This window comes from Alkalihalobacillus bogoriensis ATCC BAA-922, from assembly GCF_000621445.1.
Taxonomy (GTDB): domain Bacteria; phylum Bacillota; class Bacilli; order Bacillales; family Bacillaceae_F; genus Bacillus_AO; species Bacillus_AO bogoriense.
Genome location: NZ_JHYI01000040.1, coordinates 14512 through 37945 on the forward strand (window position 1 = coordinate 14512; position 23434 = coordinate 37945).

At 37.3% G+C, this 23434-nt stretch carries 23 protein-coding genes; 7 read left to right on the plus strand and 16 right to left on the minus strand.

Annotated elements, in window-relative coordinates; translation table 11 throughout:
* The first annotated feature begins 11 nt into the window (after positions 1 to 11).
* On the plus strand, positions 12 to 1031 hold the full coding sequence (gene moaA / locus T323_RS0114610) for a GTP 3',8-cyclase MoaA (protein WP_026673941.1): 1020 nt from the start codon (positions 12 to 14) through the stop codon (positions 1029 to 1031).
* A 4-nt stretch (positions 1032 to 1035) separates the two neighbouring features.
* A complete protein-coding gene (locus tag T323_RS0114615) occupies positions 1036 to 1266 on the plus strand; it encodes a hypothetical protein (RefSeq protein WP_026673942.1) in 231 nt (76 codons plus the stop codon).
* 247 nt (positions 1267 to 1513) lie between these two features.
* Here the strand turns inward: T323_RS0114615 and T323_RS29315 are convergent, their stop codons facing one another.
* The 10 genes from T323_RS29315 to pdhA form a co-directional block, all read right to left on the minus strand.
* The gene (locus T323_RS29315) at positions 1514 to 1747 is read right to left on the minus strand and encodes a hypothetical protein (protein WP_218971040.1); all 234 of its coding nucleotides are present in this window, start codon (positions 1745 to 1747) and stop codon (positions 1514 to 1516) included.
* Positions 1748 to 1832: 85 nt separating this feature from the next.
* Positions 1833 to 2024 carry a hypothetical protein gene (locus T323_RS0114620; protein WP_026673943.1) on the minus strand — a complete coding sequence of 64 codons (192 nt, stop codon included), beginning with the start codon at positions 2022 to 2024 and terminating at the stop codon, positions 1833 to 1835.
* Positions 2025 to 2678: 654 nt separating this feature from the next.
* A complete protein-coding gene (locus tag T323_RS0114630; RefSeq protein ID WP_026673945.1) occupies positions 2679 to 4310 on the minus strand; it encodes a hypothetical protein in 1632 nt (543 codons plus the stop codon).
* Positions 4310 to 5092, minus strand: coding sequence for an ABC transporter ATP-binding protein (locus tag T323_RS0114635; RefSeq protein ID WP_026673946.1), 783 nt, complete (start codon positions 5090 to 5092; stop codon positions 4310 to 4312). The genes T323_RS0114630 and T323_RS0114635 overlap by 1 nt, the downstream gene beginning before the upstream one ends.
* A gap of 11 nt (positions 5093 to 5103) precedes the next feature.
* Complete coding sequence (locus tag T323_RS0114640; RefSeq protein WP_026673947.1) at positions 5104 to 5286, minus strand: DUF4083 family protein; 183 nt, start codon at positions 5284 to 5286, stop codon at positions 5104 to 5106.
* A gap of 496 nt (positions 5287 to 5782) precedes the next feature.
* Complete coding sequence (locus T323_RS0114645; protein ID WP_026673948.1) at positions 5783 to 7480, minus strand: formate--tetrahydrofolate ligase; 1698 nt, start codon at positions 7478 to 7480, stop codon at positions 5783 to 5785.
* Between the two features lie 489 nt (positions 7481 to 7969).
* Positions 7970 to 9394 (minus strand): dihydrolipoyl dehydrogenase, encoded by a 1425-nt coding sequence (gene lpdA / locus T323_RS0114650; RefSeq protein ID WP_026673949.1) that lies wholly within the window; start codon positions 9392 to 9394, stop codon positions 7970 to 7972.
* The gene (locus tag T323_RS0114655; RefSeq protein WP_026673950.1) at positions 9395 to 10654 is read right to left on the minus strand and encodes a dihydrolipoamide acetyltransferase family protein; all 1260 of its coding nucleotides are present in this window, start codon (positions 10652 to 10654) and stop codon (positions 9395 to 9397) included. It abuts the gene before it with no gap.
* Positions 10655 to 10680: 26 nt separating this feature from the next.
* The gene (locus T323_RS0114660; protein ID WP_026673951.1) at positions 10681 to 11664 is read right to left on the minus strand and encodes an alpha-ketoacid dehydrogenase subunit beta; all 984 of its coding nucleotides are present in this window, start codon (positions 11662 to 11664) and stop codon (positions 10681 to 10683) included.
* 3 nt (positions 11665 to 11667) lie between these two features.
* On the minus strand, positions 11668 to 12765 hold the full coding sequence (gene pdhA, locus T323_RS0114665) for a pyruvate dehydrogenase (acetyl-transferring) E1 component subunit alpha (protein WP_026673952.1): 1098 nt from the start codon (positions 12763 to 12765) through the stop codon (positions 11668 to 11670).
* A 439-nt stretch (positions 12766 to 13204) separates the two neighbouring features.
* On the opposite strand from pdhA, the gene T323_RS26820 reads away from it, so the two are divergent.
* Positions 13205 to 13864, plus strand: coding sequence for a YitT family protein (locus tag T323_RS26820; protein ID WP_051556550.1), 660 nt, complete (start codon positions 13205 to 13207; stop codon positions 13862 to 13864).
* On the opposite strand, the gene T323_RS0114680 is transcribed toward T323_RS26820, so the two are convergent.
* From T323_RS0114680 to dctP, 6 genes are all read right to left on the minus strand, one after another.
* The gene (locus T323_RS0114680) at positions 13856 to 14302 is read right to left on the minus strand and encodes an Lrp/AsnC family transcriptional regulator (protein ID WP_026673954.1); all 447 of its coding nucleotides are present in this window, start codon (positions 14300 to 14302) and stop codon (positions 13856 to 13858) included. The genes T323_RS26820 and T323_RS0114680 overlap by 9 nt on opposite strands.
* A gap of 110 nt (positions 14303 to 14412) precedes the next feature.
* Positions 14413 to 14835 (minus strand): PaaI family thioesterase, encoded by a 423-nt coding sequence (locus tag T323_RS0114685; RefSeq protein WP_026673955.1) that lies wholly within the window; start codon positions 14833 to 14835, stop codon positions 14413 to 14415.
* Between the two features lie 14 nt (positions 14836 to 14849).
* The gene (locus tag T323_RS0114690) at positions 14850 to 15983 is read right to left on the minus strand and encodes a Leu/Phe/Val dehydrogenase (protein ID WP_026673956.1); all 1134 of its coding nucleotides are present in this window, start codon (positions 15981 to 15983) and stop codon (positions 14850 to 14852) included.
* Positions 15984 to 16070: 87 nt separating this feature from the next.
* Positions 16071 to 17345 carry a TRAP transporter large permease gene (locus T323_RS0114695; RefSeq protein ID WP_026673957.1) on the minus strand — a complete coding sequence of 425 codons (1275 nt, stop codon included), beginning with the start codon at positions 17343 to 17345 and terminating at the stop codon, positions 16071 to 16073.
* A 2-nt stretch (positions 17346 to 17347) separates the two neighbouring features.
* Positions 17348 to 17836, minus strand: a complete 489-nt coding sequence (locus T323_RS0114700) for a TRAP transporter small permease (RefSeq protein WP_026673958.1) — start codon at positions 17834 to 17836, stop codon at positions 17348 to 17350.
* Between the two features lie 57 nt (positions 17837 to 17893).
* A complete protein-coding gene (gene dctP / locus T323_RS0114705; RefSeq protein ID WP_026673959.1) occupies positions 17894 to 18949 on the minus strand; it encodes a TRAP transporter substrate-binding protein DctP in 1056 nt (351 codons plus the stop codon).
* 494 nt (positions 18950 to 19443) lie between these two features.
* Between dctP and phnD the strand changes: the two genes are divergently transcribed.
* From phnD to T323_RS0114725, 4 genes are read left to right on the plus strand one after another with little or no spacing between them, the layout of a single operon-like run.
* Entirely contained in the window at positions 19444 to 20541 is a 1098-nt protein-coding gene (gene phnD / locus T323_RS0114710) for a phosphate/phosphite/phosphonate ABC transporter substrate-binding protein (protein WP_026673960.1), read from the plus strand.
* A 19-nt stretch (positions 20542 to 20560) separates the two neighbouring features.
* The gene (phnC, locus tag T323_RS0114715) at positions 20561 to 21349 is read left to right on the plus strand and encodes a phosphonate ABC transporter ATP-binding protein (protein WP_026673961.1); all 789 of its coding nucleotides are present in this window, start codon (positions 20561 to 20563) and stop codon (positions 21347 to 21349) included.
* Positions 21339 to 22124 carry an ABC transporter permease subunit gene (locus T323_RS0114720; RefSeq protein WP_026673962.1) on the plus strand — a complete coding sequence of 262 codons (786 nt, stop codon included), beginning with the start codon at positions 21339 to 21341 and terminating at the stop codon, positions 22122 to 22124. The genes phnC and T323_RS0114720 overlap by 11 nt, the downstream gene beginning before the upstream one ends.
* The gene (locus T323_RS0114725; protein WP_026673963.1) at positions 22124 to 22981 is read left to right on the plus strand and encodes a PhnE/PtxC family ABC transporter permease; all 858 of its coding nucleotides are present in this window, start codon (positions 22124 to 22126) and stop codon (positions 22979 to 22981) included. The genes T323_RS0114720 and T323_RS0114725 overlap by 1 nt, the downstream gene beginning before the upstream one ends.
* Positions 22982 to 23434 lie beyond the last annotated feature (453 nt).

Consider the following 23434-nt stretch of genomic DNA (forward strand, 5'->3'; position numbering starts at 1 on the left):
GAGCGATATAGATGAGTAAAGAAGCAACTGTTCTTGATAAACTGAAACGCCCACTTCGAGATTTACGTATTTCAGTCACAGATAAATGTAATTTCCGCTGTTCCTATTGTATGCCAGCTGAAATTTTCGGGCCTGATTATCCCTTTTTACAGCGGAATGAACTTCTTAGTTTTGAAGAATTAGAAAGGCTCTCAACCATCTTCGTCCAATCTTTAGGCGTAAAAAAAATCCGCATCACAGGCGGTGAACCTCTGATGCGTAAAGATTTGCCACATCTTATTGAAAAGCTTAGTGGGATTTCTGGATTAGACGACATCGCCATGACGACAAACGGTTCTCTGTTGCCAAAACATGCCCAAGCTTTAAAAGAAGCAGGGCTGAAACGCGTTTCCATTAGTCTTGATTCCTTAAAAGATGAAGTTTTTGGGAAAATTAATGGACGAGGCGTTACAGTTCAAACCGTCCTTGATGGAATTGATGCAGCCTCAAAAGCTGGACTTTCAGTAAAAATTAACATGGTTGTTAAGCGCGGGATGAATGAGGATGAGGTCATTCCAATGGCTAAATTTTTTAAAGAAAAAGGCCATATTCTCCGCTTCATAGAATACATGGATGTTGGCAATACAAACAATTGGAAAATGGATGAAGTTTACTCGAAAAAGCAAATTATAGAGGATATTCATCAAGTCATGCCACTTGAAGCCATTGCTCCAAATTATGAAGGCGAAGTCGCTACAAGGTTTCGTTATCAAGGCGAAAAAGTAGAAATTGGGGTCATCTCTTCTGTAACAGATGCATTTTGCAAAAGCTGTAATCGTGCCCGTCTATCTGCAGACGGAAAATTATACACCTGTTTATTTTCATCATTTGGTCATGATTTACGAACGCCTACTCGCTCTGAGCTTTCTGATGTGGAACTAGCTTCTGTTATTAAAGACATATGGTACAACAGAAAAGACCGGTATTCTGAAGAAAGAGGGCAAACGAAAAAATCAAAAAGTAAAGTCGAAATGTCTAGAATTGGAGGGTAATTATATGGGTGAATGCAAGCTTGATCATTCAGTACAAGATGTCATACAGAAACTCAAAAGTCAAAAAGAGTTTATGCCGCCACAGCTGTATAAAGGTTGCGAGGCATGGCTTCAAACAAACCCAACACAATTACAGCTTAATGACGTGTTTCATTTGTTAAAGAAATATGATTTAGCATCCGTGGAAGAGCAAGAACAACGAAATAAGGCACTTGAAGGAATTGTATACGGGTAGTTACTTATATAAGAAGCAACTAAGGGACCTATATTTTCATATATAGGCCCTTTTTTTTGTAAAGTTCAAAAGGAAAAAATCATTCGCATTTTATAAGGGGATTGAACTAAAAAATCTAGCGAAAACCTACTGACTTTAGCTCAATAAGGCTTCTCTCTGTTTACCCATTCCCCCCCAAAAATCAGGCTCACTATTACAAATACAACTGATAAACCAGAGACACGGTAAATATAATTCTGTAAAACTGTTATTTCGCTGGATTTTTATCAATCAGTAATAAATTACTGATTGATAAAAATAAAGTTACACTTAGTAAATACGGGAATATAGACTCTTTTCCAGTAAAACCTGCCCATATTATAAAGCTCATTGATATTATTGTTAAAATCAATAAAAACACCTTTAAAAAAGACTTCACTTTGTGACGCTGTAAAGTACTTTCCATGTAGTCACATCCGTTTTTAGAAATTTTTCCATCCAAATACGCCATACTTCTACAAATATTCTCAAAAAAAACATTCCATCTTGAAAGGGTAAAAGTGTTCTCTTTTACTCAATAACGAATTTTATTTAAAGAAAGGATTTACTTGTTTTGGATTATTTTTTATAACAAGACTTAAGACCATTAATGTTATTCCTATAAATCCACCGATTAAAAATGGAATATTCGTTTCTCTCCCTCTAATAATATCCAAAGTAAATGGTCCCCCTGAAAAGCATATTAATGCCCAACCAATTGCCATTAACCAATATTTCATAGATTAATCTCCTCTTTAAACATTTTTATTGCGCTATCACACCCGTTTACTTTAAGTGTTTTCTTTCACAATTTTAGTGATTATCCGAGGTGGAAAAATAGTTCCCAATAAGTCCAAGTAACAGTGTTAAAATAAGCCAGTAAATATGAATTTTACATACTGATTTCTATATGCACCTTCTCTTAATTCCCAAAGGCCTAATGTAATAAAATATAAGCCAGTCAAAATTGAAATAAAAGGAAGAATAATCACTAAGCCCCATATAATCACATCCTCTCAACATCACCCCTATGATTGGTTTTACTTATCGATGAAATGCATCCGTTTGTTGAATAAACCTTAGTACCAATTTTTTTTCCTTTTGTTAATAACAATTAACAAAAGGAAACCTATAATTAACCCATAGTTCAATTGATTTACAGTTTCCCATCCTGCCGACTCTCCTAGTTTTAATGTAATTGCCATATATAGAAGTGGTAAAAATACTAAACTCAATATAAATATAATTATTTTATTTGCACTCATGGAAACCACCTCATTTTTTAGTTTATTGAACATTACTGCTTGTTAGTGCAACAATCACACTTTCGTTAAAAATACATGATTATTAGCTTTTGGTGAGCACCGAATACACAAAGACAACCAGTGGATGCTTCAGACACACCCTTGCATAAACGCCCTTTTCCATACAACCCACGTAATAATCAGTAAAAGAGACATATAAATATAAACTCCATACGGAATAAGAAAGCTGACGGTTAGATGAATTCCAGCAAACAACGCAAAAAGGATAAAGAGGATAAAGAATTTAAACCCGTCTGCTTGTTGTGCCGATGAAAAGGATTCCGTAAACGGTAATGTCTTACCGTTTAACATTTTATAAGAAAGAACCATAAATAACAGGGAACTGATAAATACAATAACAAGGTGTGGAATAATTGCTAGTGAAAAGATAAAGCAAAAAACCACACTTAACAATAGAAAGATAGGGAAAAACAATCGAATATAAACGGCTTTTAATGCCCCTTTATAAATCGATTCAAGTCTAGTAATCGGTGTCGCTTTATATATCCAAGAGCCTTTGTATGTCCCGGAAAACTTTAACATTAAGACAAGTGTTGGGATTAAAATCACACAAAAGTAAATGGAAAAATACCAGTTGCTTATCTTTATTTCTTCCCATGTGCTTATTCTAAGTTCTGAAAATATAAAAAGAAATGGAATGACGAGAGTGAGACCAATTTGTGGGTACACTTTTAATTTAAATTCTCGTTCATGTTGTATTAATTTACTTGCAAATCGAAATATCGCTTTTTCTGAAGGAGTCGAACAAAATAACTTAGCACAAACGTCAACCCATCGTCCTCGCTGTCTCTGAGCTGTAGGCTGATTCGTTAATTTTTCTAAGTTTTGCTCAAACTTCGGCATAAGTTTAATATAAATCGCGATGCTGATAAACGGAATGACAATCGCTTGAGCAACGAATACATATAATAACGGGTTAGATGCACCATGTAAAAAAACTTCAAACATTGCCGCATACCATATTGGCGGAATGAATAGTTGCCACCACATTGGCTCAAAGGAAATATCTAGCCCAATTAAATCGAAAGAGCGAATAACAAGTTGATACCCTATAATAATCGCAATCGATAGCGAGATTTGCACATAATTGATCATATCTTTTAAACGTTCTCCATCAAAAAAGTGCAAAACGACAATATAAATAACACCTGTTAAAACAACGATAAACAAATTGATCAAAACAATATGCCCTAGAAAGAAAAGAAAAAACAAAGCACCATGTGTAAAAAAAGAGACGTGTAGCGGAATCGTAATAATAGCTCCTGTTAAAAAAAACATATAAATCAAAATATGAACGATTTTCGCTGCATTCATTGTCCGCTTAGACACTGGCTTTGTTCCAAGGATGACTTTGTCGCGAATATCTAGTAAAACTGTAGAAAAGTCAGAAATCATCGATGTCATAAGGAAAAACATGATTATCGTATAAATTAAACTCATTTGAAATAAAAAAGCATCTCCTAAAAACAAAAAAGGAATTAGCAAGAGCCCTAGAAGAGCATATAACCAAAGCGATTTAACAAATTGATTTCCTTCACGTTTTTTATTTGAGCCCGATTGTGAAAATACCGTAGGCACTCGTCGTTGGTCCATGAGAAGTTTCAAGACTAATATTTGCCTCATCACTCGATAGTCGACACCCATTTTCGTAAAAATAAATTTGAATTTATCGAGTATTCGTAATGTTAAAAACTGGTCCATTACTTCACCTCTTGCACAATCGAAACAAATTGTTCGGCAATTTCCTTATGCTCGTTAAATCCTGTCAGTTGATTAAAAATCGCTTCTAGTGTTCCTTCTGTACTTTTCGCTTTTAGTTCATCAAAGCTTCCATCAGCGATAATTCTTCCATCTGCAAGTAAAATAATTCGATTACTTATTTTTTCAACTACGTCCATAATATGAGAAGAATAGAAAATCGTTTTCCCTTGTGCTGCTAGTTGGGCTAAGATCTCTTTTACTATCATCACACTATTGGCGTCTAATCCACTTAAAGGTTCATCTAAAAATAATAAATCAGGGTTATGTAATAAGCTAGAGATGAGTAGAACTTTTTGTCTCATTCCTTTTGAATAGGAAGAAATTCGAGTATGGAACACATCTGCTAGTCCAAATTTCGCGATTAATTTCTCCGCTTTTTCTCGAGCGATATCTTGCTCCATCCCATATAATTCTCCGATGAAACTTAAATATTCGCAAGCTGTTAAACTATCATATATTTCTGCCGTTTCAGGAACATACCCAATTCGTTTTTTATATAAAATATTGTCTTTAATCGATTCCCCAAAAATTTTTACTTCACCAAAATAATCTTCAATGAGACCTAACATAATTTTGACAGTTGTACTTTTTCCTGCCCCGTTTGGTCCGATATAACCGATAATTTGTCCTTCATATACTTTTAGATCGATCGCTCGTAACACCATATGATTATTAAAGTTTTTCGTTAAGTCCTTAATTTCAATAATCGGTTTGATTTTCATTCACCTCGTTTTTATTCTTTTTCTTCTTTATTTAGTTTTTCTTTCACCTCTTCTATAGACGCTTCGATTCGATCGAGCTTTTTATTTCTTGTAGTCATTGATCGAATGGCATAAAAAATTCCTATGATAATTCCAAATAAGATTAAAAACGCTAGCAATTGATAAATGATTGAACCAAATGAGATTGTATCCATGTTCTCACCTCTTTACATGTGAATTTTACTACTATGATTTATACGATACCAAAGAAATGAATGTTACAAAAACAGCTTACGAGAACAAATTCAAGGGTTGGACATGCGAATAAATAGTTTGTACAAACAATTAAGTTCTATTGACTCCACATCTTTTTTGCGGTCAGAGCAGCCGTTATTTGTGAACATGATACAGGTTTCCGTTTTTTAGCGGCCACAGGAGCGCTTATTCACGCAAAAGCAACTCTATTCCTAGCAATATATGATGATTAACTGCTCCTGTGTCCACCAACATTCCAAAACTCTAGCAATGTTCAAAGATAACGGTTTTCATGGCCGCTTCATTACCATAAACATTATAGCAATGGTATACACAGGTCGACTATTTTGTAGTTTCCTAAACGATAAAGAAAAGAGCTGACACGATTTTCAGCTCTTTACACTTTTTCCCTAATTTAATTATATCTTGAATACTTTCTCATATTCAACACTTATACTAAAATAACCCCGACACAACCCCGTCTTTCGAAACATCCATTTTCAGTGCTGCTGGTTGTTTTGGGAGACCTGGCATTGTCATCACATCGCCAGTTAATGCTACGATAAAACCTGCGCCAACCGAAGGTCGAATTTCTCGAATCGTAATTGTAAAATTTTCTGGTCTGCCAAGTAATGTCGGATTATCAGAAAGAGAGTATTGCGTTTTTGCCATACAAATTGGCAAGTCACCCCATCCATTTTCCTCACATTGTGTAATTTGCTTTTTCGCAGCAGAAGTAAATTCTACCCCTTTTGCCCCATATACTTTTTTAGCAATCGTTTCGATTTTTGCTTGAATCGAATTTTTAACATCATAAAGTGGTTCAAATTTACTTTCTTTTTTATCCATGACATCTAGTACCGCATGGGCAAGGTCAACTCCACCTTCTCCACCTTTTTCCCAAACTTCGGTTAAGGCGACTTGAATGTCATTCTCTTCACACCATTTGGTTAATCGCTTAACTTCTTGTTCAGTATCTGTATGGAAACGATTAATCGCTACAACAAGTGGTAATCCAAAAGCTTGAATCGTTTCAATATGCTTTTGTAAATTTTCAATGCCTTTTGATAAAGCTTCCACATTTTCCTTTGTTAGCTCTGATTTTTGAACTCCACCATGCATTTTTAATGCACGAATAGTCGCCACAATAACAACAATATCCGGATGAATTTCAGCTGTCCTCGCTTTAATATTTAAAAACTTTTCTGCACCTAAATCGGCACCAAATCCAGCTTCTGTGACAACATAATCACCAAGCTTACTTGCCATTTTCGTTGCAATTACACTATTACATCCATGTGCAATATTAGCAAATGGTCCACCATGAATGATTGCTGGTGTATTTTCTAATGTTTGCACTACATTCGGTTTTATCGCTTCTTTTAGTAATAACGTAAGGGCACCCTGAACACCTAAATCCTTTACCGTTACTGGTGATTTATCCGATCTATATCCAACAACGATGCGAGCTAATCTTCCTTTTAAATCTTCTAGACTTGTTGCTAAACAAAGGATTGCCATGATTTCAGAAGCAACGGTAATGTTAAACCCATCTTCACGTGGCACACCTTGGGTTGGACCACCTAACCCAATCGTTACTTGACGAAGCGCTCGGTCATTTAAATCAACCACTCGCTTCCACACAATTCTTCGAACATCGAGACCGCATTCGTTTCCTTGGTGAATATGATTGTCAATTAAAGCGGCTAGTGCATTATTTGCGGTTGTAATCGCATGAAGGTCACCTGTGAAATGGAGATTTATTTCTTCCATTGGCATCACTTGCGAATATCCTCCACCACTAGCGCCCCCTTTAATTCCCATCGTTGGTCCAAGGGAAGGTTCACGCAATGCAATAATCGCCTTTTTTCCGACTTTGTTCAACGCTTGACCAAGTCCTACAGTTACGGTTGATTTCCCTTCTCCTGCTGGAGTTGGATTAATGGAAGTGACTAAGATAACTTTAGCTTCCTTTGTTTTTTCCTTTTTTAAAATATCTAACGACAATTTCGCCTTATATCTTCCGTAAGGCTCCCACTCTTCTTCCTTCAATCCGAGATTTGCACAGATTTCTTCAATTTTTACCATTTTGGCTTCGTATGCAATTTCAATATCTGACTTCATTTGAACTTGAGTTTGAGTTTTCGTTGTCATATTTTCTCCTATGTATGAAAGATTTTACATCTTTATTTTACAATATAATTTCATAACATTCACTTCATTTTCAAAGTAATATAACTATGTTCTAAGCTTACGGACATTTGTTCCGTTAAATCTGTGAAATTCTTCTTTTACCGATCGTTTCGGACATCAGTTCCGTTATTCACCTAATCTGACGAGAAAATTCCCTTCACATGATGAAATAACGGAACAGATGTCCTTTACAAATTGAAAATACCCTAAAAACCAATAGATAACGGAACAGGTGTCCGTAAGCTCTCTAACCAGACCACTAAATAAAGAAAAACGCGGGAGCGCCTTTTCATTTAAGTGCGGAGCCCTGCCCGCTTTTGAAAGTGAACCCCAAGTGCTCTTCTTGGGGTGAAACCTTCGCTCTTCTAGAATAAGCATTCAAAGCTTCACTGCTAAACCAAAATTTTTATGCTTTCTTATCACTAGAAAAAGGAGCCCAAAAAGGTCTCCTTATTTGTTTATAATATGAATCGCGTGACCAAGGGCTGCTTCTGCTGCTTCTAGCCATCCTTCGGTTAATGTTGGATGTGGATGAATGCTCATCGCTACATCTTCCACTCTCGCGGCAAGCTCTAGTGCTAACACTCCTTCGCCAATTAAATTGGATGCATCACTACTGACGACATGCATGCCAAGTAATAAATGAGTATCTGCATCAACAATGACCTCGGCAAATCCATCTGTTTCATTTGTCGCCAATGCACGACCGTTTGCTTTGAATGGGAACTTTCCTGTTTTGACCGTATAGCCTTGTTGCTTTGCTTCAGCCTCCGTTAACCCGACTCCTGCAACTTGTGGATCAGAGAAAATAACATAAGGAATATATGGCGAATCAACCGCACTTGCAATTCCACCAATGACTTCTGCTGCCACAATCCCTTGTTTTGACGCGCGATGTGCTAATGCAACCCCTGGTGTTACATCCCCAATGGCAAATATATGGGGCACATTTGTCCTACATTGCTCATCAACATGGATTAATCCCCGTTCATCTATTGAAACCCCTGCTTGGTCTAAGCCAATATTTTCTGTATTCGGTCTTCGTCCAATCGTCACTAATACTTTTTCACTCTCGATGTGTTCCGTTCCTTTTTGCTCAGATGTGACTTCAATTTGAACTTTACCGTTTTTTATTTCTGCTTTCTCTACTTTCGTTGACGGTTTTATCGTCATTCCCATTTTTTTCGCTTGTCTCGCTACTTCTTTTGCTTGATGACTAGCGAGTTGCGGCAAAATTTGTTCTCCCATTTCAATAATCGTCACATCTGTTCCTAGCTTTGCAAAGGCCATTCCCATCTCGATTCCAATATAACCTCCTCCGACGATCGTTAACGTCGAAGGCACTTCTGTTAATTCAAGTGCAGCAGTAGAATCTAATATATAAGTACCATCTATCTGTAAAAAAGAAGGAATAAGTGGTCTTGAGCCAGTAGCAATAATCGCTTTTTCAAATTTGTATGTTTCAAAATCACCACCGGTTTCCACACCGATTCGATTATCTGATAGAAACGTAGCTTCACCTTTTACAACCGTAACTCCATTCTTTTCACATAAATGAGCTACTCCTGAGCTAAGTTGATGAACGATTTGTTGTTTCCATCCTTGCCATTGGCCTAAGTCGATCGTCGCCTTTTTGTCCCCAACCGCAATTCCCATCTTACGAAGTGTTGGCAGTTTATGAAATTCATTAGCTGTATGAATAAGCGCTTTTGACGGGATACAGCCACGATTTAAACATACACCGCCTAATGCATCTTTTTCGATTAATACGACCGCTTTTCCAAGTTGTCCTAGACGAATCGCTGCGGCATAACCACCGGGGCCTCCCCCAATAACAACGACGTCTGTTTCGACTGCCACTTCTCCAACAACCATTTAACTCATCTCCATAAATAATAGATTCGGCTTTTCTAGTAATTCTTTCAAACGATTTGTAAATTTAACTGCAGTTACGCCGTCAATAATCCGGTGATCAAACGACAATGACATATTCATCATTAGACGAATGACCCCTTCCCAATCACGCACGACCATACGCGGTTCCATTTTATGCAATGCTAGAATTGCGACTTCTGGGTGATTAATAATTGGAGTCGCCTGCATCCCACCAATCGGTCCTACATTACTAATCGTAAACGTACTTCCTGTAATTTGATTTATTGCGAGTGTTCCTTCTCGGGCTTGTGTTGCCAGCTGCGAAATTTCTGCGGCAAGCTCAAAAATGCTTTTTCGATCCGCATCTTTAATGACAGGAACAACTAATCCATCTTTTGTATCTGTTGCGATTCCAATATGGTAATACTGCTTCAAAATGATTTCGTTTGTTTCATCGTCAATGGAGGCATTTAACGTTTCAAACTCTTTTAACGCCGTAACGATGGCTTTTATAAAAAATGGTAGGAATGTTAGTTTAATATTTTTCTCTTCCGCATAAGGTTTAAGCTGTTCTCGAATTTCTTTTAATGGTCCCATTTCCATTTCATCGACATGAGTAACGTGTGGAATGATGGAAACGGACTTCACCATATGCTCTGCAATTTTTTTGCGAATCCCTTTCATTGGAATTCTCTTTTCTGGTTTATTCCCATCTGTCTTCATCACTTTTTCTTGCGGTGCTTCTTTTTGTTTTTCTTGACTCACCGGTTCTTTTTGTACTTGGACTTCGACTTGTGAATTGTTCAAAAATCGTTGTAAATCATCTTCCGTAATTCTGCCTGCTGGACCAGTGCCTTTCACTTGTTCTAGGTCGACTTTCCACTCTCTAGCAAGTTGACGAACATATGGTGTTGCTAAAGCGCGGCCCCGGTTCATTTCAGGTGGTGCTGCTGATTTTTCGTGATTCACTTTTTCACCCGAATGTTCGCTATCAGTCTGTTCTTCTTTCGCTTCTACAACTGTGCCTTCTGGAACAATTGTAAATAATGTTGTTCCTACTTCCGCTACTTCTCCTTCTTCTACTAAAATCTTTACGATTTTTCCTGTAATGGGTGAAGATAGCTCAGCATTTACTTTATCGGTTTGAACTTCGACTACGGGCTGGTCCTGTGTAACCGAATCTCCTTCTTTTACAAGCCAACTGATGATTTCTCCTTCATGCATGCCTTCCCCGACATCAGGAAGTTTAAATTCCACCATACTCTCCCTCCTCCTATTTCCTCTTATTAAAACAAGACCGTTTCTTCAATTCCTTGTTTTACTCGGTCGACTGTAGGTAAATACTCATCTTCTACACAAAACTGTGGCACAGGCACATCAAAACCAGCAATCCGTTTAATTGGTGCTTTTAAATAAATAAGGGCTGCTTCGTTGATTAGTGAAATGATTTCACCACCTAATCCTGCTGTTTTATGGGCTTCATGAATAACAACCGCACGTCCTGTCTTTTTCACAGATTCAATGATTGTTTCTTTATCTAACGGATACAATGTGCGTAAATCAATGACTTCACACGTCCATCCTTTTTCTTCCTCTATGCTTTTTGCTGCTTGCATTGCTTCTTTCATCATGGCTCCCCAAGCAAAGATCGTTAAGTCCGTTCCTTCTTTTACAATTTTCGCTTTTCCTAATGGAACCGTGTACATTTCTTCTGGCACTTCTTCTTTAAAAGCCCGATACATTCTTGTTGGTTCAAGGAAAATAACCGGATCTGGATCTTCAATAGCGGCTAATAATAACCCTTTAGCATCATATGGATTGCTAGGCGCTACTACTTTTAATCCAGGCGTATGCGCAAAAAACGACTCAACACTTTCAGAATGAAGCTCAGGTCCTCTAATTCCTGCACCATAAGGAGTCCGAATCACCATCGGAACATGAAATTGTCCACGAGTACGGTAACGCATTCTCGCCGCATGAGAAACAATTTGTTCAAAACCAGGGTAAATAAAAGCTAAAAATTGAATTTCTACAATCGGAAGTTTGCCATTTAAGGCTAGGCCTATGGATGAACCGATAATCCCTGATTCAGCCAATGGTGTATCAACGACTCGCTCAGAACCATATTTATCAAGTAACCCTTCTGTGGCACGGAAAACACCGCCATTAACCCCAATGTCTTCCCCTAATAACATCACTCGTGAATCTTGCGCTAGTTTTTGGTCAAGTCCTTCCGTTATCGCTTGAATCATTGTTATTTTTCGGCTCACCTTTTAGTTCCTCCCTTTTTGTCCTTGTTTGAACTCTTGTTTTTGCTCTTCAATATGCCATGGTGTCGTTGCATACACATGGTCAAACATTTGCATCGGGTCGGCTTTCGGGTACATTTCTGCTTTTTTTAATTCTTCATCGATTCTCATGTTCATTTCAGTCCATAACTGTTCTTCCTTCGATTCTGACCATAGCCCCTTTTTCACTAGGTATTTTTGCAATCTTGCTAGTGGATCACGAGCGTCACGCCATTCTTTAGCGAGCTTTTCTTGGTCACGATATTTTTTCGGGTCGTCAGCTGTCGTATGGGCTCCGTAACGGAATGTCATCGCTTCAATTAACGTTGGACCTTCTCCATTTTCTGCTCGTTTAATCGCCTCTTTCACAGCTAAATAAACAGCAAAAATATCATTTCCGTCTACACGAACTCCTTTAATATCATAAGCAATCGCACGCTGAGCAATTGTCCTTGAAGCCGACTGACTAGAAAATGGCACACTTATGGCATACCCATTGTTTTGGCATAAAAAGACTGTCGGTGTTTTTAACACACCAGCAAAATTTAACGCCTCATGGAAATCGCCTTCCGATGTTGCTCCATCTCCGAAAAATGCTAGACTTACATTTTTTTCTTTATCGAGTTTACTAGCCCACGCTGTGCCCACCGCATGAAGCATTTGTGTAGCAATTGGTACGCTTGGTGGCATAATACGTTTCCCGTCTGTACAGGTTGAACCGTCCATATGTCCCATCCAGTATAGAAAAACACGGTACATTTCTTGTCCGAATACAAGCGCAGCAGCATGATCTCGGTATGTTGGAAATAACCAATCATTTGTTGATAAAGCTAGGGCACTTCCGACTTGAGAAGCTTCTTGTCCTTCAAAAGGAGCATATGTCCCCATTCTTCCTTGGCGTTGTAAATTTATCGACTTTCTATCAAAGGCACGAACCATCACCATATTTTCATACATTTTGACCATTAATGCCTCATCAATCTTCCCGCTAATGGAATTCGTTAATTCCCCTTCTGGTGTTAACACTTGAAATAGATCGAACTCGTAATTTGCAAATGGAAGCTCACTACTTTTCATTGCCATACATTCTCTCTCCCTTCAATTTGAAAAGCTTTACACTGTGCGAATGTGAATAATAAACATGAAATAGTTGGTACTTTAAGTATAAAAGATCCACTTTTACCGCTATATAGCAAAGAGGATGAATTGTTGGAATATTTTTTATAGTTTGTATGAATTAAATCTTTATTTTTTACAGTTTGTAAAAGCGCTTACATTTAAGCTTGTCCTTCGTTTTTTTTACCTTTTCTTTCCCCATTTTCCCTTTTATTCGTACAAAGCAAAACACATTCATTTTGCAAGCGTTTACTTACAAAATGAATGTGTTTTGCTTATTTTTTATTCGAAATGAAGGTTAAACGTTACCAAGTGATACATTAGAGTATTTTATCCTACTTTGAATTCTTATACGCTTATTATAAGAAGATTTCTACACACCACTCTATCCAAAAAGGTGATTAACATGAAACGAATCCTTTATATTTTATTAGGTTGTATGATTACAAGTTTTGGTGTAATTATTTTATCTCACTCGAATATTGTGACTGGGGGAACAGCTGGTCTATCTTTAAGCCTCTCCTATTGGTTTAGTATTCCTTTTTCGATTGCGTTCTTTTTAATTAATATTCCATTTTATATTTTCTCAGTGTTGCGAATGGGATGGAACTTTACGATTACAACGATAATATCGGTGACATTATTGTCAGTTATGACTAGTGTTGACCAGCTATTACCTGCATTTGTGCTCCCGAGCTGGTTTGGTGCCATTGCTGGCGGACTCATTATTGGGTTTGGTCTTTCTCTCTTGTTTATGAATGGGTCTTCTTTAGGCGGCTTTAATATTCTATCTTTATATCTACAAAAAAAATTCTCAATCAATCCTGGCAAAACAACGTTTGCTCTTGATTTCCTCGTTGTGTTTTCGAGTTTCTTTATTGTTGGATTACTACAAGGCCTTTACTCGATCATTACAATTGCTGTCACAGCAAAAGTAATTAGTTTCTTTAAAACACGAATTGCTTCAAGTCAACAACCAACCGTAAAAAAAGAAGCAACACGAAGACATCAAACCCTATCCCAGCCACTGAATCGTAATCTAGTCCTCCCCATTTTTCTATTCTGAATCAAATGTGGGGAGGACGCTTTTATTTTCGACTGGTGACTTTAAAACAATTGATGTATTAATAATGCCAAATGGAATTAAATAGTCAATTAATGTTCGAAGGTGATTCATATCGTTTACTGCTGCCTTCAAAAAATAATTAACCATTCCTGTCACACGATGACATTCAATAATATCAGGATGTTCAACCATCATCTCTTCAAACTCATGGTAAGGAATCTTGACTTCACTTACTTGAATAAATAATAAAACATTTCGTCCCACTGCTGCAGGTGAAACCCGAGCAGCTATCCCTTCAATAATCCCTTGTTCTCTTAATCGCGTCATTCGCTCAGACACACTAGGTCTGCTTAACGACAGTTCTTTTGACAAATCACTTAATGTAATCCGTCCGTCTTTTTGAAGAATTTCAAGCAATCGAACATCTGTGTTATCCATGCAATCACCTTCATTAATTAAGTTGAATTTCATCCTACCTTTACAAATTGAAAGATATTATTATTTTTATCATACCTTTTGAAATGTTCTACTTTCAAGCTTCATTATCGCTATTGCTCTAAAATCATGACAGATGAAGTGACATTAGCGACTAACTTATCATTCTGATTAAGCTCTGCCACTAAATAGGCAACTTTACTTCCTATTCTTTCTACTTTTGCTGTCACTTCCACTTCTCCTTGAAAAACAGGGCGATGAAAAGTCGATTGCAATGTAATTGAAGCAAAAGATTGTTCATCCGTTAGCTTTGATGCGATAGCATAAGCCATTGTAATATCAGCAGCAGAGGTGACAAACCCTCCCATTACAACACCTACACCATTCATGAACCGCTCATCAACGAACCATTTTGCATGTGCGACTCCTTCTGTACATGCTTGCATTTCGATATGCATTGTATCATCGCAATGTGGTGGTTCATTTTCACGTTGGACAACTTTCATTAAATCACTGCTTTTATATTTGCTAATCATACAGACCCTCCTTTTTACACATCCCATTTTGGTCTTTTTGAATGTAAGAAAAAACTATTTCTTTCTTTACGGTCTTGAATTCGTTTCTCACACATTTCATTTGCTGCTTTAACTGTTGTCATTTGTTCACGACTCGCTTGTTGAAAAACTTCTAGTAACGAAAAATAAATCGCTTTTGTTTTCGTCAACACTCGTTCTTTATTCGATCCATAAAGTTCGTCGGCTACTTGAATTAATCCACCACTATTTACAATATAATCAGGCGCATATAAAATCCCTTTTTGGACTAACACTTCTGCATGATGCTCATCTTGAAGCTGATTATTGGCTGAGCCAACAATGGCTTTTACTGTCATTTGCTCGATTGTATCGTCATTAATAATGCCACCTAATGCACACGGTACAAAAACATCCGCTTTTGCACGATAAATATCATCACCTTTTACAACAGTGACTTCATTTCCAGCTTGTTTTCCGACTTCCTTGATTTGATTCAATACATGCTCATTTATATCCGTCACAATTAAACGACCACCCCCATGAAGAAGCTGCTCCGCTACTTTAAAACCAACTTTCCCTAACCCTTGAATGGCATATACTTTTCCTGCCACATCATCATGACCAAATAACACTTGGTTTGTCGCTTTGATCCCATTAATTACCCCTTCTGCTGTCGGAATCGAAGAGTCACCACTACCTCCATATATTTCTGGAACGCCAACGATGCATTGTGTTTCTTTTAAAGCATGAACAAAATCGTCCATTGTTGTCCCCATATCTGTTCCGGTGTAAAAGCGACCATTTAAAGAAGCAACATATTGACCAAACGCTCGAAACATTTCTGGTGATTTTTGTGTACGAGGATCACCAATAATGACCGCTTTCCCTCCACCAAAATCAACATCTGCTGCTGCACATTTATAAGTCATTCCTTTTGACAAGCGTAATACATCGTCTATAGCTTCAGACATAGTAGAATACGGATGCATACGACATCCCCCCAATGCAGGGCCAAGTGTCGTATCGTGAATGGCGATGATTGCTTTTAACCCTGTATGGGAATCATTGCAAAAAACAATTTGCTCATGCCCTGACATCGCTTGCAAAACAGAAACTTCTCCGCTCATATCACGTTCTAGTAGATTCATTTTTATAGACCTCCATCTTTCTCTCTTATTCTCTTATTTTTCATATCCCGCTTTTTAGACGTGACTATATTTTTCTGTATTATTTTTTTACTTGTTTAATAGTCCAAGACTAATGCTTGGAATAAATGTGATAATTAATACATTCACGATGAGCATTAGTAGAAATGGAATAATCGCTTTTACTAATGCTTCATATTTCGTCCCACCTACTTGTGCCCCAATAAATAAAGATACACCTACTGGTGGAGTAATGAGACCAATTGAAAGGTTCACAATCATAATGATGCCAAAATGAATCGGATCTAAACCAGCACTTACAGCAATTGGCAATAAGATTGGCGTTAATATAATAATGGAAGCGATCGTTTCCATAAACGTACCAACAACGAGTAACAACAGATTAATAATTAATAAAATAATAATCGGTGACAAGTCAAAACCTGAAATAAAACTTGCAACAGATTGTGGTACATTTTCTCTCGTTAGGACCATGCCGAATAACCCGGCTGTTGAAATGATAAATAAAATAACAGATGTTGTCACAACCGAAGACACTAATATTTCTCGTAGTTGTTTTACTTTAATTTGTTTATATACAAACGCGCCGACAATAAATCCGTATACAACAGCAACAACAGATGCTTCAGTCGGAGTAAAAATTCCACCATAAATTCCACCTAAAATGATCACTGGCATAATTAACGCAAGAAAAGCTCGTTTAAAAGAATTCCAAATGTTTTTGACATTTGCTTTTTCTAAGTCACTTCCGTAGCCTTTAATCGTCGTGATAATAAAAGCAAGAACCATTAAAGAAACACCAATTAATATACCTGGCAAAATCCCTGCAATAAACAATCCACTTACAGACACACCTGCTGAAACACCATACAGGACTAGGGGTACACTTGGAGGGATAATTATTCCCGTTGTACCAGCAGCAGAATGAATCGCTGTTGCAAAATTACGGTCATACCCTGCTTTTACCATCGACGGAATTAAAATCGCCCCGATCGCTGCAGTCGTTGCCGCAGCCGAACCCGATAACGCAGCAAAAAACATACAAGAAATAATCGCTACATGAGCAAGCCCGCCTTTCATTTGTCCAACGAGGCTTTTGGCAAAATCGACAAGCCGTTCAGATATCCCACCGTGCTCCATTAACTTTCCAGCTAAAATAAAAAATGGTGCAGCCATTAGCGGAAATGAATCTAATGAAGCAAATAGTCGTTGTGGCAATGAAATTAATGGGATATCCGCAACTAGGACTAGAAATAACGTGGAGGCTAACCCTAACGCGATGGCGATAGGGACACTAATAAAAAATAAAACGAGTAAAATAATAAATAGAAGTAAAGTTCCCATCGTTAAAGTCCTTTCTTCTCGAGTTCATTTCCTATAATGGATTGAATCGTGACATCGATGGCATTAAGCAACATAAGAAACCCACTAATCGGAATGACCATATACACATAGCCCATCGGAAGATTAAGTGCTGCTGATGTTTGGACCATTGATCGTTCGGCAAACGCATACCCTTGCACGATCATAAAAAGGAAAAAGGTCGCTCCACAGAGCAAGGCCGCGATTTCAAACACTTTTTGTAACATTGGGGGGCACTTCATTTTAAAAAACTCAATGCCAATGTGAGCACCATATTGAAATGCAAAACTCGCACCAAGAAATGTAACCCAAAACATTAAATATCTTGCGGCTTCCTCAGTCCAAGGAAATGAGGAACCCATGATTTCTCTTGAGATTACTTGAAAAAATATTAAAACGACCATAAGCCCTAACATGGTAGCGCTTATGAGCTCAACTACTTTATTGAGATGTGAGACGATAGTTTTGTACACGGAGGTCTCCTCCTTTTAGGAAAAGCAAAGTGGGAAGCCCACTTTACTTTTTATCTATTATTCACTTGCTCTAATTTTCTCGATAAAGCTTCCGAACTGATCATTAAACTTTTCATACACAGGTTCAACCGCATTTCGGAAAGCTTCAATATCAATCTCACCTGCTTCCACAATCGTAACCCCTGCTTCAAGTAGCGTTTCTTTTTGCTCTGCTTCCATTTCTTGCGTTAAATTACGTTGAAATGATTTGTATTCTTCGCCTTTTTGAACGAATAGCTCTTGAATATCTGTTGGTAATGATTCAAACTTATCTTTATTTAAAACGAGTAATGCTGCAGCATAATACATTCCAACTTCACTTAAATGCGCTTGTACTTCATAAATGTTTGTACTTTCTGCTACACCGTATGACGTATCCGTACCATCAACAACACCTTGCTGGAACGAAGTATACAATTCTGTAAATGCGATAGGTGTTGGATCTGCTCCTAAAGCGCGATACGTTTCTAGGAAAATATCACTTTCTAACGTTCTCATCTGTAATCCATTTAAATCCTCTGGCGTTTTAATTTCTTTTTTATTATTTGTAAAATGTCTCATGCCGTTTTCCCATAATCCTAATCCTTTAAAGCCGTTACTATCAATAGCTGTTAATAACTCTTCCCCAACTTCACCGTCTAATGTTTCGTATACATGATTTAAATCTCGGAATAAAAACGGTAAATCAAGAACAGCAACTTCTGGTACAAAATTAGCAACAGGACCTGATGTTAACAAACTCATATCTAAACTTCCAAGCTGAACTTGTTCTGCTAAATCACGTTCCCCGCCAAGTTGACCATTTCCAAAGATTTCAAACTGAACTTGTTCATTTGTTTCTTCTGTAATATCTGCTGTCATTTCTTCTAGTGCTATCGTATAAGGATGACCTGGTGGGGCAATATGTCCGATTTTAATCGTAATTGTATCGCCATTGTTTTCTACAACCTCTGTTTGTGTTTCAGGTTCTGTTGGCTCTGTTGTAGGTCCTCCACTTTCACTGCTTCCACAGGCAGCTAGCATACTAACCGCTAGTATCCCTAAACCCAAAAGCTTTCCACATGATTTTTTCACGTTCTACTCCCCCTAATTAAAATAAATCTCTATAACAATAGCTTTCTTATAAAAAGCTAGGTTATACCCAAAAGAAAACGTTTACATTTAACAACTAAAAAAATAAACCTCTATTAACACTATGATTATATGTAAAAATCACATAACGTTATTACAACGAAATATTATCATATTGTTATATAATTTTCAAACAATTTTTTCAATTTTTTCGCAATAATGATTTACTCAATAGTTTAATTATAAGATTCATTGGATTTCTCTCATACGTTTTTCACACGGCAATTAAGAAAATAGCTACTTTCAAAGTTTTTTCTAATTTACATTGATTTACAAAAAGACTATATTCCATTAAAACTTAGTTAACATTCATTTTCTATGATAGTACCTGTTAGACAACATCCATTCACAGGGGGTTTGATGCTTTAAAACGGAAATAGCTTTATTCTTTTTTTATCCAAAACCAAATTCGTTTAAAAATGAGAGGAGTATTATTCATGAAAAAAGCGTTATTATCGTTATTTGCTTTATTAATCCTAACTGTATTTACTGCATGCGGTTCATCAGAGGGCACAACGGCTCCTGATAACAACTCAGATGCAGAAACACAAACAGAAGACACAAACAAAGAAACAAAAAGCGAAACAACAGAAGGTGGTACATTAACGATTGCTTGGCTACCAAATGAATCTGGCGCTGACATTAAAGCTGCTCGAGATGCGATTGGAAAAGAAATTGAAGAAGCTACTGGAATGAAAGTTGAACATCAAACAACAACAGATTATATCATTGCTATTGAAGCGATTGCGAATGGAAATGCTGACCTTGCTTTCTTAGGTGCTCAAGGTTATGTAGAAGCTCACACAAAAAACAGCAATGTATTACCTTTAGTTGTAACTAGTGGTGCATCAGGAACAATTGACGATGCTGTATATTACAGTTGGTTAGCGGTGAAAAACGGAAACGAAGACGAGTATAAGAACGGTGATGAATTTTCTATCGATAACATCGCTGGAAAACGTTTCTCTTTCGTATCAAACAGCTCAACTTCAGGATTTAAAGTTCCTGCAAACGGAATCGTTTCTCATTTCACTCAAATGGATGAACATAAAGATTTAACTGACGAAGATTTACTAGAAGGTGGAGATTTCTTCTCTGAAGTTTTATACGGTGGTTCACACCAAGGATCTGCCGTAAACCTTATTACAGACAAAGCTGATGTAGCAGCATTTTGTGATGCGTGTGTACAAAACTATATTGAGTTAGCTTCTGGTGAAGAAAACCGTGCTGGTTCGGTTTATAAAGTAAAAGAAGGTGCAGATGAGCCATTTAACACTTTCCCTGGTGAAGAGTTTGTTTTAATCTCTGTTACTCCAGTACTTAATGCACCATTTGTTATGAATACAGACAATATCGGCGAAGACCTTCAAAAGAAATTACTAGAGTTATTCACTTCTGATGCAATGGCAAACAACGAAGAAGTGTTTGTACCAAAAGATTCTGGTGAGAATGGTCTATTCTATAAAACAGAAGCAGAGCGTTTCTTAGAAGTAGAAGATGCTTGGTTCAACCCAATTCGCGAATTATCAAAATAAGTAAAAAAAGGAGTTAACAATGACAACGTTACTAGAATTAAAAAATGTATCAAAACAATATGGTCCTGATACTAAAGCGTTATCTGATGTTAACTTCTCTGTTAATGAAGGAGAGTTCATTTCCGTAATCGGTCCATCTGGAGCGGGGAAGTCAACTCTTCTTCGTTGCATTAATCGCATGATTGATGCAACTGATGGAGAAATTATCTTTGATGGCGTTACTATTCAATCTTTGAAGAAAAAAGAGCTTCGTAAGCTAAGAACAAAAATCGGAATGATTTTTCAACATTATAATCTAGTCAATCGATTAAGCGTCATTGAAAATGTCCTTCACGGTCGACTTGGCTATAAATCTACGTTTGCTGGTGTCCTTGGTCTTTATAACCAAAGCGAAAAAAAACAAGCGATCGAAATGCTTCACCGCCTTGGGTTAGAAGATCAAGTGTATAAACGTTGTGACCAACTTAGCGGTGGCCAAAAGCAACGTGTTGGTATCGCAAGGGCTCTTGTCCAAAACCCCAAAATGCTCCTATGCGACGAACCAATCGCATCTTTAGACCCGAATGCCTCAAAAGTTATCATGGATTATTTAAAAGATATTTCTACAACGATGGGAATTACAGTATTAGTGAATCTTCACCAAGTCGATGTTGCCCTAAATTATTCCGACCGTATTATCGGAGTAAGCAAAGGATCAATCGTGTATAACGGTTCTCCAACGAATATTACGACTGAAGAAATTCACCATATATACGGTTCAGAAGCAGGAGACCTCATTGTTGATGTAGGAGGAAGAAATGCAGGATAAGTATTTTGCCAAAAAGAGATTTCGATCTTCTATCATATTACTCATCATTTTCGGGGTCACATATGGCTCTATCATTTTAACCGAATTTAGTATTGTAAAAGGGTTGGCGTCATTCCCAAAAGCAATCGAATGGGGATTTACTAATTTTTACCCCAATGCAAAATCACTTGAACGCCTCCCTAATATTCTTGATAAACTTTTGGAAACTCTTTTAGTTTCTATTGCAGCTACAACAATTGCAGGCATATTTGCCCTCTTTTTTGCAATCGCTGGGTCGAATACAACAAAAGTAAATGGATTTTTAAGTACAATTAGTCGAGGGTTCGCAACGTTATTCCGTAATATTGATATTGCTGCCTGGTCGATGATTTTATTATTCTCATTTGGTCAAAGCTCATTAACTGGATTTTTTGCCCTATTTTTTGTTTCTTTCGGATTTTTAACTCGTGCCTTTATTGAAGTTATTGATGAATCTAGTATTAACTCAGTGGAAGCTTTACAAGCAACAGGCGCCACTTATTTTTCTACTATTTTTCAATCTGTTATTCCATCAAGTATTCCACAAATGATTAGTTGGCTTTTATTCGTTATCGAAACGAATATTCGCAGTGCGACATTAATCGGAATTTTAACAGGAACCGGAATCGGATTTGCCTTTGATTTATATTACAAAAATATGAACTATAATGCCGCTAGTTTAGTTGTCATTGTCATCATGCTTTCCATTTTACTCATCGAATATATTTCAAACTATGTGAGAAGGGTGATTTTGTAATGGGTCTAAGAAAATATCAAGATCAAGAACCATTGGAAATAGCAACTGACAAACCCATTAAAGTCAAACCTATTACAAAAGCATCGATCGTTATTCAATCCACTCTTTATTCTTTAGTCATTTTAACGATTTATGGGTTTTACAGTTTTGATTATAAAAACATAAATATCTTTGAAGGTATTTGGTCAACATTAATTAACTTTAAAACAATGTTTACCGAACCACATTTTAACCATTTTACGTTTACCGATGCGCTCTATGCCATTACAGTCACTCTCGCAATGGGGTTATTAACAACAATTTTCGGAGCCATCATTGCCTTATTTCTAGGTTTACTCGCTGCCCAAAACTTGTCCACTCCAAAAGTATCTAATGCAATAAAAGGATTTGTAGCGATTGTTCGTGCGATTCCAACTGTATTATGGGTACTTATTTTTGCGGTAGCTGCTGGATTAGGAAGTGTCGCTGCCGTTGTCGGGATGACCTTCCACTCTGTCGGATACTTAGTCAAAGCTTATTCCGAGTCATTTGAAGAAATTGATAAAGGTGTCATTGAAGCATTACGTGGAAGTGGAGCAAATTGGTGGCAAATTGTGTTCCAAGCTGTCATTCCATCAACAATGACATACCTTGTTTCTTGGACATTTTTACGATTTGAAATTAACTTCGGGGTAGCCGTCGCGATGGGTGCTGCAGCTGGTGCCGGTGGTATCGGGTTTGATTTATTCATGGCAAGTAGCTTCTATTACGATTTACGTGAGGTCGGCGTAATTACGTACTTTATTCTTGCCGTTGCAATTCTTCTTGAAGTTATTGCGACACAAATCAAAAAGCGATTACGGGTTAAACCTGTATAAAAGAAACCCTCCGCTGTTACGGAGGGTTCTTGTATTTGCAACGGACATCTGTTCCGCTATATTCATATTTTTTGCATGTTTTTTCTTCGTTTCGGACATCTGTTCCGCTGATATGAACAAAACTGTCAAGTCCCCCCCACTTTTTTACGTTTTTGGGCAACCTTAATAAAAGAACCTTGTTGCTTCTTTTTTTAGATTAACCAATCTGGTTAGACTATTTCCTTCGACCTTAACAACTCCCACTCAATTGGACGATAGGTTGTCAAGTGCTTTCCTTGACGAGCTATCGTCCAATTGAGATGCTGTAAAGAAGAGAAGGAAGGGTAAGCACACGGCACGAAGGCAAAATATTTTTAACACCGGTTGGCATTCTGATATACGTGGATTCACACAATTTATAATCCGTCTAGAGGCCTTTCACTAACTATTTACGTGCATTCACCTTGTAGAAGG